The organism is Sulfurimonas sp., from assembly GCF_041583195.1.
GTDB lineage: Bacteria > Campylobacterota > Campylobacteria > Campylobacterales > Sulfurimonadaceae > Sulfurimonas.
This window is the reverse complement of record NZ_JBFHGL010000001.1, coordinates 307,040-318,718: the sequence shown is the minus strand read 5'-3', so window position 1 is coordinate 318,718 and position 11,679 is coordinate 307,040. Positions and strand designations below refer to the sequence as shown.

Sequence of the window (11,679 nt, the reverse complement as noted above, 5' to 3'; positions counted from 1 at the left end):
AGGAGAAAATAATGATAAGAAAATGTTTATTCCCAGCTGCTGGGTACGGTACAAGGTTTTTACCTGCAACTAAGGCTATGCCAAAGGAGATGTTACCGATACTTACTAAGCCGTTAATTCAATATGGTGTTGAAGAGGCTATGGAAGCAGGATGTGAAGTTATGGCTGTTATTACAGGTCGTGGTAAGCGTGCCATAACAGATCACTTTGATATCTCTTATGAGTTAGAACATCAGATACAAGGTTCATCAAAAGAGAAGATGCTTGATGGTATAAGGGAAATTATTGATAAATGTACATTTACATATACAAGACAAAATGAGATGAAAGGTCTTGGAGATGCTATATATAAAGGAAATGTACTTGTTGGATTTAATAATCCTTTTGCAGTAATTCTTGCAGATGATTTGTGTGTAAATCCTAATGGTGATGGTATATTGAAGCAAATGGTAGATGTGTATAACAAATATAAGTGTTGTGTTATAGCTACTATGGAAGTACCAAATGAAGAGATCCATAAATACGGTGTAATAGAAGGTAACGAGATCGAAGACGGTATATTCATGGTATCAAACATGATTGAAAAACCAGATAATGATAAAGCACCTACTAACCAAGCAGTAATTGGTCGATATATATTAACTCCTGATATATTTGAGATGATCAAAAATACAAAACCTGGAAAAAACGGTGAATTACAAATTACGGATGCACTGTGTGAACAAGCTAAAAAAGGTATGGTTATAGCATACAAATTTAAAGGTAAAAGATTTGACTGTGGAAGTGTAGAAGGGTTTGTTGAAGCAACAAATTATTTTTATGAATTAGAGAAAAATCAATTAGATTAAAATTAATACATAGTGTGATATACTTCGCTCGATTTATGGCTTAGCCATACTTCAATATAAAATCGATGACGGGAGTTAAAAATGTCACAAAAAGAGTACATATTTACTTCAGAGTCTGTAACAGAAGGGCATCCTGATAAGATGGCTGATCAAATCAGTGATGCAATTTTGGATTATATTATTGAAAATGATAAAAATGCCAGAGTAGCTTGTGAGACTCTGGTATCTAATGGTTTTTGTGTAATAGCAGGCGAACTGAAGACAACGGCATATGCGCCGATGCAAGAGATTGCAAGAGAAGTTGTTCAGGAGATAGGCTATACAGATGCTACCTATGGATTTGACCATAGATCTGCAGCTGTATTAAATGGTATCGGTGAGCAGTCACCTGATATTAATCAAGGTGTTGACCAAGAGAGTGGTGAGATCGGCGCAGGTGACCAAGGACTTATGTTTGGTTATGCTTGTCGTGAAACAGATGTACTTATGCCGCTTCCAATTTATTTGGCACACCGTTTAACACAAAGACTAGCTGAAGTTAGAAAAGAAGGAATAGTTCCTTATCTTCGCCCAGATGGTAAAGCTCAAATCTCTGTGAAATATGTTGATGGAAATCCTGTTTCAGTTGAAACTGTTGTAATATCTACTCAACATTCACCAGAGACTAGCCAAGAGCAGATCCACAAAGATGTGATTGAAGAGGTTATTAAACACGTAATCCCTGCAGATATGATGCATGATAATACAGTGTACCATATCAACCCGACAGGAAAATTTGTAATCGGTGGACCACAAGGTGATGCCGGTTTAACTGGACGTAAGATTATAGTTGATACTTATGGTGGAAGTTGTCCTCACGGCGGTGGAGCATTCTCAGGAAAAGATCCAACTAAAGTTGATAGAAGTGCCGCTTATGCAGCTAGATGGGTTGCTAAAAACTTGGTAGCCTCAGGTGCTTGTGATAAAGCAACACTTCAAGTAGCTTATGCAATTGGAGTAGTTAAACCTGTATCTATTATGGTTGATACTCAAGGGACTGCAAAAGTAGATGAATCTAAAATTGAAGAGTGTGTAAAAGAGTTATTTGATCTTTCACCAAAAGGTATTATAGATTCACTTGATCTTCTTCGTCCTATCTATAGAAAAACTGCAGCTTACGGGCATTTTGGACGTGAAGAATTCCCTTGGGAACAAACAAATAAAGTTGAAGAGATTAAAAACTTTTTAAATCTTTAATAATAATCATTATCATATCCCCCACTCAGGGGGATTTCTTCATTTAAAACTAATTATTTTAGCTATCTTTAAAAAATATGTGATAAACTTGCTTTTGAAATTATTTAATGGAGAAAATTATGGCAGTATATATTAATGATACATGTATTAACTGTGGTGCTTGTATTGACGAGTGTCCAGTAGAAGCAATCGTTGATGAGGATGATAATCCGACAGGTGAAGAGATTTATTACGTTTACGGTGATAAATGTGTAGAATGTGTAGATCATCACGATGAGCCTGCATGTGCTACTGCATGTCCTACTGAAGGATGTATTACATGGGATGCAATCGGTGATTCACCAGCACACCGTGATGATATTACAGATGAGCAACGTTCTAACAAAGAACCTATTGTAGAATAAGTAGTAAAATTATTACTAAAACTTCAATTTCCAAGCATCCTGCTTGGAAAAATTTCTAAATTTAATCAAAAAAATACAAAAATTTCGGTATAATTCCATCCTATTTTTAAAATTAATTAGGAGTTTTGATGGAACGTACACTATCAATTATTAAACCAGATGCCGTTGCAAAGGGTGTTATTGGTAAAATATTAGACCGTTTTGAGAGTAATGGACTTAAAATTGCAGCAACAAAAAAAATTCAGTTAACTCGTTCAGATGCTGAAGCTTTTTACGCAATCCATGCTGAAAGACCTTTCTTTAACGACTTAGTTGACTTCATGATCTCTGGTCCAGTTGTAGTTTCAGTACTTGAAGGTGAAAATGCAATGGCTAAAAACCGTGAGTTAATGGGAGCTACTAATCCTAAAGAAGCTGAAGCTGGAACTATCCGTGCTGATTTTGCTGAAAATATCGATGCAAATGCAGTTCATGGAAGTGATTCAGTTGAAAATGCTGCAGTTGAGATTGCATTTTTCTTCTCAGCGAGAGAAATTTCATAATCTAATTTATGAAAATCAAACTAATAAAAGTTTCAAAAACTCCATCAGACTTTGAAATAAAGTCTGATAAAATAACTTTTAAAGGTTTTATACAGTATGATAGCGATAAATTATTTCGCCTAAATGCTGAAATAAAGGGTTCTCTACCCGTAATTTGTGATATTTGTGCTGAAGAGTATGAGATGAATGTTAACGAAAAAGTTGACTTTTTCGTATCAAACGGATTATATGAAAGCTCAAACGAAAGCTTGATCGATGTCGTGGAAGCGATGGATGGTGAAGCTGATCTAGATGAAATTTTAGCTTCAGAGTTAGAACTTATCAAAAGCGATTATAACACTTGTGAAAAGTGTAAATAAAATTAAATAAAAGGAAAAAAAGATGGCAGTACCTAAGAGAAGAGTATCTCATTCACGTTCAGCGAAAAGAAGAACTCACTATAAAATCAAACTAGCTCGTCCGGTAAAAGATAAAGATGGAACTTACAAGTTACCACACCATATCAATCCAACTACTGGTGAGTATAAATAATCAATGGTAAAAATTGCTATTGATGCAATGGGTGGGGACTTCGGTCCTGAACCAATTGTTAAAGGTTGTGTGCAAGCACTAAAACAAAAAAGATTTATACCAATTCTTGTGGGTAAAAAAGACGAAATTTTACCTCTGTTACCAAGAAGTTATAGAGATAAGATTTCTATAGTAGATACAGATGATGTAATATCTATGAGTGATGCTGCTACAGATGCAGTAAAACGTAAAGAGAGTACTATCTACGTTGCTATGGAACTTGTAAGAAACGGTGAGGCTGATGGTGTAGTTTCAGCTGGTCACAGCGGTGCAACAATGACACTAGCTACGCTTAGACTTGGTCGTCTTACTGGTGTACTACGTCCAGCATTAGCATCCTTGATGCCGACTAAATCAAAAAGAAGATCTATTCTAATGGATGTTGGTGCAAATGTTGATTCAAAACCTGAACACTTAGCACAATTTGCAATTATGGGTGGATGTTATGCAGAAGATCTATTTAAAATAGACACACCTAGTATTGGTTTACTTGCAAACGGTGAAGAAGACTCTAAAGGAAATGAAGTTACAAAAGCTACTTTTAAAATTCTTCAAGGATATAAAGGTTTTAAAGGTAACGTAGAGGGTGGAGACATATTCAACGCTTCTACAGACGTTATCGTATGTGATGGATTTGTTGGAAATCTTGTACTGAAATCTAGTGAGGGTGTAGCTTCAACTGTTAGTGGACTTATAAAAGAATACATTCGTAAATCTCCAATATCGATCACCGGCGCACTTCTAATGAGAAAAGTTTTTAAACTTCTTAAAAAGCAGATCGATTATGAAGAGGTAGGTGGAGCACCACTTATCGGAATTAAAGGTTGTGCAATCGTTAGCCATGGAAAAAGTGGTCCAAAAGCTATAAAAAATGCAATCTTTCAAGCTATTAACTATACTGAGACAGGTGTTAATGAACACATAATTAGTCGTATAGCTGCTTTAAATGAAAAACAATCTAGTTAAAGGTTAATTGAATGGCTTATGCTGCTTTTCGCTCTATAGGGGCTTATGTACCAAAAAAGATTTTAACAAATGAAGATCTTGCAAAAATGGTAGACACTTCAGACGAGTGGATAACAAAACGTACCGGTATAAAAGAGCGTCATATTGCTGCAGAGAATGAATATACTTCTGATATGGGTGCTAAAGCCGCAGAACTTGCAATACAGAGAAGCGGTGTTGCCAAAGAAGATATAGACTTAGTTGTATGTGCAACGATATCACCTGATTATTTTTGTATGCCATCAACTGCAACAATTATCTCAACAAAACTGGGACTACCAAATGTACAAGCTTTTGATATATCAGCTGCATGTACGGGTTTTGTGTATATCCTTTCAATCGCAAAGGCTTTTATCGAGTCAGGCATGAAAAAAAATGTTCTTATTATCGGAGCTGAAAAATTATCAGCTATTACAGACTATGAAGATCGCGGGACATGTATTTTATTTGGTGATGGTGCAGGAGCTGCAGTTATCAGTGCAACCGATAACAAAGATGAAGCTATAATCGATATTCATACAGGTGCTGATGGTGAGTTTGCAGATCTTCTAATGACTCCAAACGGTGGAAGCGGATCAGCTCACGATTCACTTGACCAAGAAGCAAATAGCTGTTTTATGCAGATGAAAGGTAACGAGACTTTCAAAGTTGCTGTTCGTACACTTACTAAAGATGTTGTTGATATTTTAGAGACAAACAATATAAAAAGTGAAGATATAAAACACTTTGTTCCACACCAAGCCAACTATAGAATTATAAAAGCTGTAGGCGATGCTCTAAAGTTAAAAGAGGAGCAAGTAGTATTAACTGTTGCAAAATACGGTAATACATCAGGAGCTTCAATACCAATGGCAATAAATGATGTTTATGAAGCAGGTAATTTAAAAGCAGGTGAGTTGATGCTTCTTGATGCTTTTGGCGGTGGTCTTACTTGGGGATCTGCACTAGTGCCGTTTTCCCCTAAAAAGTAGTAGTATAGTTCTTATACTGCTACCTTCTTCTATCTGTACTTCTTCTATCGTGTGTAACAAGATTTTTTGCCTGATCAGTTAGAGCAATGTGAAGCTCTTTAAAAAATTTATCTTCATCTGGAAGATTTAGATTTGATTCTCTTACTTTTTCTTCCCAAACAGTATTTGGAAACCAGCTGTCTGATTCAAATCTTGCTATTACATGTATATGTACACGCGGTAGTTTATTTGCAAACGAAGCCATGTTGATTTTATCTGGTTTATAATAAAATTTCATATGAAACTCAACTATATCATATACGTTCCACAAGCGAGTTCTTAGTTTTTTTGGCATATCCCCTAATTCTTTATAAGGTTCTTGTGTGAATATTTTTACCCATGGAAGTTCAGATTCATGCTTCTCAATGTATATTTCTTTATCTTCATAAATAATAGTGTGCACTATATTGCCCCTTTTATAGGTGTTTTAAAAAATTATATCATAAAGTTTAAAATGTTGAAAGTAAAAGTAAGTTGTAAGGGAGTGTGACTTAGCTCAAATAGAGCTAAGTGTTATTTAATCTTTAGTGTTTTTATATTTATTACGTCCGCCGTTATTGTTTCCGCGGCGTGCACGGCTAGAGTTTCTATCTCCACCGCCACTGCGACTACTACGACCACCACGGAAGTTACCACGTCCGCGTGAACGACCACGGCTATTTCCACCTCTGTCACCTTGCTTTTCAAGTCTTTCTAGTATTTTAGTAAGTTTCTCAGCAGGTATACCAATATCTGCAGGACCTTTAACACTTTGTTTGTCTAGTAGCATAGACACAAGTTTATACATGATAGTTTCTTCGTCTATGTCATTTTTTAACATATCTAAAACTCTATGAGCTTCATCATATATCTTATGATCTTCTATATTAGCAACAAGTGATTTAAGTGAACTCTCTCTTAAGTCGTTTTTACTTGGAACAAATGCATGTTCCATTGTAGTTCCGACTTTTTTCTTAATCTTTTGAAGCTCTTTAAATTCATGAGGAGTTAAAAGTGTAATAGCTTTACCCTTAGTCCCTGCACGGCCTGTTCTACCTATACGGTGTACATAAGACTCTGGATCAAACGGAATATGGTAGTTAAATACGTGAGTAATATTGTTTACATGAATACCACGTGCTGCAACGTCAGTTGCAACCAGTACTTTTACAGAATTTTTCTTAAATCCGCTGATCACAGTTTCACGTTGGCGTTGCTCCATATCTCCATGAAGACCGTTTGCCAAGTAACCTGCATTGCTTAAAACATTACTTAGTCTATCAACTTCACTTTTTGTACGGCAAAATACTACACTTTTACCAGTCTCTTCTGCATCCATTAAACGGATAATAGCATCATCACGCTCACTCTCATCAATTACATAATATTGTTGAGTAATATCTGCGTTTGTAGTCTCACCTTTTGTGATTGATATAAATTCAGGATTTTCTAAAATGCGCTCAGCTAAAAGTTTAATAGGTTTTGGCATAGTAGCTGAGAATAAAAGAGTTTGACGATCTGTTGGAAGGTATGAGAAAATCTCATTAATATCATCCAAAAATCCCATATCAAGCATCTCATCAGCTTCATCAAGAATAACCATGCTAGGTGCAAAGTCTTCTAACATGTCACGCTTTAAGATATCTAACAAGCGACCAGGTGTAGCTACTACGATACCAGCTCCACGTTTAATGAGATCTATCTGGCGCTTATAAGAGCTACCACCATAAATAGTTGTAGTTTTAACACCTAAGTCTTTACCATATTTGAACAGTTCGTCACTTACCTGAGTAGCAAGTTCACGTGTTGGTGTGATAACTAGTACTTCAACACCTGATTCTCTTTTCATGTTGTTAAGTGCAGGAAGTCCAAACGCTGCTGTTTTACCAGTACCGGTATGAGCTTGGCCTACCATATCACGACCACTTAGAACAACAGGAATTGCTTGAGCTTGGATAGGGCTTGGAGCAGTAAAACCTGCTTTTTTAATAGAGTTTAAGATCTGTTTTTTAAGACCAAGGTCTTGGAACGTTAGTGTTGGTTGAGCTTCTTGCTCAGTTGTTTCGTTTTGTGCATTCTCTTGCATCATTTACCTTTATATTGAGGGGATGACGCAAGTGAGCTTAATTTATATATTTTGTATATGTTGGCTTCTTATCATAGGACTGACACCGTCCCCTAAAATTTGTTCGGAATTGTATCTAAGTTAAGCAAAGTTAGAGTTGAAGTCATAACAGATATGAAACCGCTTAAGAATTGGTGTTTCAAATCTAATATCATTATTGTATAATTGTTATATTTTAATCTAAAGGTTTTAATTTGGAACTGTATCCTATGCTCTTTATAATTTCTGTTGTTATTGCGATTATTTTTGTTATTTTATTTTTAAAACAGAACAACTCTTTTAAAGAGCTAGAGTTAAATTATGCAGTATTACAAACAAAATATGATCATGAGATAAAATCCTCAAAAGAGAAGTTAAGCGTGCTACAAAGTGCTAAAGATGAACTTTCAAACGAATTTAAAATTTTGGCAAATAAGATATTTGAAGATAAAACAAAAAGCTTTGACTTAGCACATGAAAAACAGTTTGAAATGATGTTGAAACCTTTTCGTGAACAGATAAGCAACTTCTCAAAACTCTCCCAAGAACAGTTTCAAGAGGAATTAAAAGACAGACATCTGTTAAAAGATGAGTTAAAACGATTAAAACAGATGAATGAGCAGTTAAGCCAAGATGCACTTAATCTTACAAATGCACTAAAGGGTGAGAGTAAAACACAGGGTAACTGGGGTGAGATAGTACTTGAGAGAATTCTTGAAGAATCAGGACTTCGCAAAGGTGAAGAGTATGAACTTCAAATGCATCTCAAAGATGAGAATGGAAAAAGATACCTTCCAGATGTTGTGATTCATATGCCGCAAAATAGAGATATTATAGTTGACTCAAAAGTTTCTTTAACTGCGTATGAGCGTTTTATAGCTATAGATGATAATGAGCAAAAAGATAAGGCATTAAAAGAGCATATAAACTCAATAATCAAACATATAGATGAGCTAAGCACAAAGCAGTATGAAAAACTTGAAAATATAAATACACTGGATTATGTACTTATGTTTATGCCGATAGAGGGTGCTTTTTTGTTAGCACTCGAATATGACGGTGAGTTTTTCAAACGTGCATACGAGAGTAATATTCTTGTAGTATCACCATCTACTCTTATGGTAACACTTCGTACAATTGAGCATATCTGGCGTACTCAAAGACAAGAAGAAAATGCAAAAAAAATTGCAAGTGAAGCTGAGGCAATGTATGATAAACTTGTGGGTTTTGTAGATGAGATGAAAAAAATCGGGACTCAGATCGATAAAACAAAAGAGAGTTACGACATAGCAATGAACAGACTAAAATCAGGTCGTGGTAATGTTATTAAACGTGCTCAAAACCTTGTAGGTTTAGGGTTGAAACCTAAAAAAAGTTTGAGTATAAGAAGTGAAGAAGATGCGTAATAAAAACAGTTTTTTTGACAAAACAAAACTACTGCCAAAACTGATCATCGTTATTCCATCGTTGTTAGTATTGGTAGTCGGAATATTTATGAGTACGTTTTATATAGACAAGCTTGAACAACATTTTGAACAGGCGAGAAAGAACTCTATTAACGAATATATTATAAACAAGAAAAAAGAGAGCGAGATATGGGTTAATCAACTACGCTCTTTAATTCAGTATAAAAGCTCTTCAATAGATGAGTCGATAAAACATGAATTGAAAGTAAGAGTTGAACTTGCATATGAGAGCGCTAAATATATATACGATAAATATAAAAATACACATTCAAAAGAGGATATAAAGAACCGTATCAAAGATGCACTTTTAAAGATGTCTTTTAACGATAAGAAAAATTATATTTTTATAAGCTCGTTTGATGGAAACAGTATACTCAGCGGTTCGCGTGAATCTCAAAATAAAAATATACTTGATTATACGGATGCTGATGGCAGATCTGTTGTATTAGAAGAGATCACAAAGGTGAGAAAATATAAAGAAGGTTTTATAAAAAGCAAGCATTATAAAGGCGGAGGCATAAAAACCATATATGTTAAAGACCTTGGCTTTTACGATTGGTATATAGGCTCAAGTATATTTGATATACAACAGCTGGAATTTATAAAAAACGATTCTTTAGAGATCATAAGATCAAGCCCTATACAGCAAGATGATTTTATGATCATATACGAAGATAAAAAACCGATATATTTCTCTCCAAAGATCAGAGAACTTTTTAGCAAAGAATCACTTGATGACATACAAGGCAGATTGAGTATGGAGTCAAACTGGTATGAAGAGAGCATATCCGGGCATCTTTACTATGACAGATATATTCCTGATTTCAACTGGCATATAGTTTATGCTTTCAACATCTCCAAAATGAGTGAAAGTGAGCTCAAAAAACAGCAGCAGATTCAAAGTCTTGTTAATAAAGAACTTGAGTTTATAAGAAACATATCTATAATCATTGTTGTGTTGGTTTTAATTTTATCGGTTCTTCTCTCACGTGCAATTAACCATATGTTTTTATCGTATCAGCAAAATGTAAAATCGCGTCAACAACAACTTGAGTTTTTAAATGCATCGCTAGAGCAAAGAGTAGCACGTGAGCTTCATAACTTAAGACAAAAAGATAAGATGCTGATACAAAAGGCAAAGATGGCTGATATGGGTGATATGATCAGTATGATTGCACATCAGTGGAGACAACCGCTTAACCAGCTTAGTTATGTACTTATGAACATAGATTCTGCATATGAGTATAAAGAGCTTGATAAAAAGTATATGGATGAAAAGATCAAAGAAGCAAATAACCTTTTAGAGTTTATGAGTGTAACTATCGATGATTTTAGAGATTATTTTAAACCTGATCAGAAAAAAGAGATGGTAAATATCGGTAATGTAGTTAAACGCGGTTTGGAGTTGATGAAAAAACCGTTAGAAAATTCCGAGGTAGAGATAGTACATATAGATAGATGTGATAATGATGTAGATATATATGTCAATGAATTTGTTCAAGTGATATTAAACCTTGTCAAAAATTCAAAAGATGCTCTGTTTCAAAACAAGGTTAAAAATCCAAAAATTGAGATAATAACTCAGTGCGATAAAGATGTGACTTTTGTTGAGGTTAGAGATAATGGTGGTGGTATTGATCCAAAAATTATAGATAAAATATTTGAACCATATTTCACTACTAAAGATGCACAACATGGAACAGGACTTGGACTATATATGTCTAAGATGATTGTTGAAGAGCATCTAGGTGGAAAAATAGTTGTTGAAAATATAGATGGCGGAGTTAGTTTTAAAATTATTCTCTAATTTGTATAGATATTTAACTTGTATCCGCTTCCGCTTATGTTCTCTATAACACCTTCTGGTATCTTCTTACGAATACCTCTTACAAGTGAACGTACGGCATCTTGACTCATCCCCTCAATCGGCCATATAGCATCTTCAATCTCTTCATATGTGACTACACGTGTGTGATGATGTGCGAGAAGATCTAAAAAAAGTGTTTCGTTTTTTGTAAGTTTGATCTGCTTATCATCTTCCAAAATAATTTTTTCAAATCCATTGTAGAAAGTATTCTCAGATAGTTTTAGATTGAATTTACTTTTGTCTTCTATTAAGTCCATAGATCTGTTTAGTGCGTCTATAAGTTTCTCTTTTGTCACAGGCTTGATTATATATTTTACAAGTTGCAATTCAACTGCCTGCATCAAATACTCGGTATCAGAATGAGCGGTAGCTACAATAATCTGAACTTTTTTATCTATTGAGCGTATATAGCTTGCCATGTCCAAACCATTTAGTTTTGGCATAGATATATCCGTAATTATAATATCAGGCTTCTCATCTTTCCATATTTGTATTGCTTCTTTGCCGTCTTGTGCTTCAAGGACTTTTTTGGAAATTCTGCTTAGATATTCGACGGCATTTTTTCTAACCATCTCATCGTCTTCTACATAAAGCAGAGTAAAGTTTTTAAGTAAATCTATCATGGTTTAATTTCCTTTTAGATATATT

13 protein-coding genes are annotated in these 11,679 nt (G+C 34.7%); 10 read left to right on the top strand and 3 right to left on the bottom strand.

Annotated elements, in window-relative coordinates:
* The first annotated feature begins 11 nt into the window (after positions 1 to 11).
* The 8 genes from galU (at position 12) to ABZA65_RS01620 (ending at position 5,576) form a co-directional block, all read left to right on the top strand.
* Entirely contained in the window at positions 12 to 848 is an 837-nt protein-coding gene (gene galU / locus ABZA65_RS01655) for a UTP--glucose-1-phosphate uridylyltransferase GalU (protein ID WP_373069914.1), read from the top strand.
* 81 nt (positions 849 to 929) lie between these two features.
* Positions 930 to 2,084 carry a methionine adenosyltransferase gene (gene metK / locus ABZA65_RS01650; protein ID WP_373069912.1) on the top strand — a complete coding sequence of 385 codons (1,155 nt, stop codon included), beginning with the start codon at positions 930 to 932 and terminating at the stop codon, positions 2,082 to 2,084.
* Positions 2,085 to 2,203: 119 nt separating this feature from the next.
* On the top strand, positions 2,204 to 2,488 hold the full coding sequence (locus ABZA65_RS01645) for a 4Fe-4S dicluster domain-containing protein (RefSeq protein WP_373069910.1): 285 nt from the start codon (positions 2,204 to 2,206) through the stop codon (positions 2,486 to 2,488).
* A gap of 128 nt (positions 2,489 to 2,616) precedes the next feature.
* Positions 2,617 to 3,030: a nucleoside-diphosphate kinase gene (gene ndk, locus ABZA65_RS01640; protein ID WP_373069908.1), complete on the top strand. Its 414-nt coding sequence runs from the start codon at positions 2,617 to 2,619 to the stop codon at positions 3,028 to 3,030.
* 8 nt (positions 3,031 to 3,038) lie between these two features.
* Positions 3,039 to 3,389, top strand: a complete 351-nt coding sequence (locus ABZA65_RS01635; protein WP_373069906.1) for a hypothetical protein — start codon at positions 3,039 to 3,041, stop codon at positions 3,387 to 3,389.
* Between the two features lie 22 nt (positions 3,390 to 3,411).
* Positions 3,412 to 3,561 (top strand): 50S ribosomal protein L32, encoded by a 150-nt coding sequence (gene rpmF / locus ABZA65_RS01630; protein WP_152307975.1) that lies wholly within the window; start codon positions 3,412 to 3,414, stop codon positions 3,559 to 3,561.
* Positions 3,562 to 3,564: 3 nt separating this feature from the next.
* Complete coding sequence (gene plsX, locus ABZA65_RS01625) at positions 3,565 to 4,566, top strand: phosphate acyltransferase PlsX (RefSeq protein WP_373069903.1); 1,002 nt, start codon at positions 3,565 to 3,567, stop codon at positions 4,564 to 4,566.
* An 11-nt stretch (positions 4,567 to 4,577) separates the two neighbouring features.
* Positions 4,578 to 5,576 carry a beta-ketoacyl-ACP synthase III gene (locus ABZA65_RS01620; RefSeq protein WP_373069901.1) on the top strand — a complete coding sequence of 333 codons (999 nt, stop codon included), beginning with the start codon at positions 4,578 to 4,580 and terminating at the stop codon, positions 5,574 to 5,576.
* A gap of 19 nt (positions 5,577 to 5,595) precedes the next feature.
* Here the strand turns inward: ABZA65_RS01620 and ABZA65_RS01615 are convergent, their stop codons facing one another.
* Both ABZA65_RS01615 and ABZA65_RS01610 read right to left on the bottom strand, forming a co-directional pair.
* Positions 5,596 to 6,018 (bottom strand): HIT domain-containing protein, encoded by a 423-nt coding sequence (locus ABZA65_RS01615; protein ID WP_373069899.1) that lies wholly within the window; start codon positions 6,016 to 6,018, stop codon positions 5,596 to 5,598.
* A 114-nt stretch (positions 6,019 to 6,132) separates the two neighbouring features.
* Positions 6,133 to 7,680, bottom strand: a complete 1,548-nt coding sequence (locus ABZA65_RS01610) for a DEAD/DEAH box helicase (protein WP_373069897.1) — start codon at positions 7,678 to 7,680, stop codon at positions 6,133 to 6,135.
* Between the two features lie 233 nt (positions 7,681 to 7,913).
* Here ABZA65_RS01610 and ABZA65_RS01605 point away from each other — a divergent pair, with 233 nt between their 5' ends.
* The gene (locus ABZA65_RS01605) at positions 7,914 to 9,104 is read left to right on the top strand and encodes a DNA recombination protein RmuC (protein ID WP_373069895.1); all 1,191 of its coding nucleotides are present in this window, start codon (positions 7,914 to 7,916) and stop codon (positions 9,102 to 9,104) included.
* Positions 9,097 to 10,971, top strand: a complete 1,875-nt coding sequence (locus ABZA65_RS01600) for a cache domain-containing protein (protein ID WP_373069893.1) — start codon at positions 9,097 to 9,099, stop codon at positions 10,969 to 10,971. Before ABZA65_RS01605 ends, ABZA65_RS01600 begins: the two co-directional genes overlap by 8 nt.
* On the opposite strand, the gene ABZA65_RS01595 is transcribed toward ABZA65_RS01600, so the two are convergent.
* A complete protein-coding gene (locus ABZA65_RS01595; RefSeq protein ID WP_373069891.1) occupies positions 10,968 to 11,654 on the bottom strand; it encodes a response regulator transcription factor in 687 nt (228 codons plus the stop codon). The two genes, ABZA65_RS01600 and ABZA65_RS01595, sit on opposite strands and share 4 nt — an antisense overlap.
* Positions 11,655 to 11,679 lie beyond the last annotated feature (25 nt).

Bases quoted from the DNA above. Each gene is read 5' to 3' on its own strand.
- galU (WP_373069914.1), top strand. From the start codon at position 12: ATGATAAGAAAATGTTTATTCCCAGCTGCTGGGTACGGTACAAGGTTT.
- metK (WP_373069912.1), top strand. From the start codon at position 930: ATGTCACAAAAAGAGTACATATTTACTTCAGAGTCTGTAACAGAAGGG.
- ABZA65_RS01645 (WP_373069910.1), top strand. From the start codon at position 2,204: ATGGCAGTATATATTAATGATACATGTATTAACTGTGGTGCTTGTATT.
- ndk (WP_373069908.1), top strand. From the start codon at position 2,617: ATGGAACGTACACTATCAATTATTAAACCAGATGCCGTTGCAAAGGGT.
- ABZA65_RS01635 (WP_373069906.1), top strand. From the start codon at position 3,039: ATGAAAATCAAACTAATAAAAGTTTCAAAAACTCCATCAGACTTTGAA.
- rpmF (WP_152307975.1), top strand. From the start codon at position 3,412: ATGGCAGTACCTAAGAGAAGAGTATCTCATTCACGTTCAGCGAAAAGA.
- plsX (WP_373069903.1), top strand. From the start codon at position 3,565: ATGGTAAAAATTGCTATTGATGCAATGGGTGGGGACTTCGGTCCTGAA.
- ABZA65_RS01620 (WP_373069901.1), top strand. From the start codon at position 4,578: ATGGCTTATGCTGCTTTTCGCTCTATAGGGGCTTATGTACCAAAAAAG.
- ABZA65_RS01610 (WP_373069897.1), bottom strand. From the start codon at position 7,680: ATGCAAGAGAATGCACAAAACGAAACAACTGAGCAAGAAGCTCAACCA.
- ABZA65_RS01600 (WP_373069893.1), top strand. From the start codon at position 9,097: ATGCGTAATAAAAACAGTTTTTTTGACAAAACAAAACTACTGCCAAAA.
- ABZA65_RS01595 (WP_373069891.1), bottom strand. From the start codon at position 11,654: ATGATAGATTTACTTAAAAACTTTACTCTGCTTTATGTAGAAGACGAT.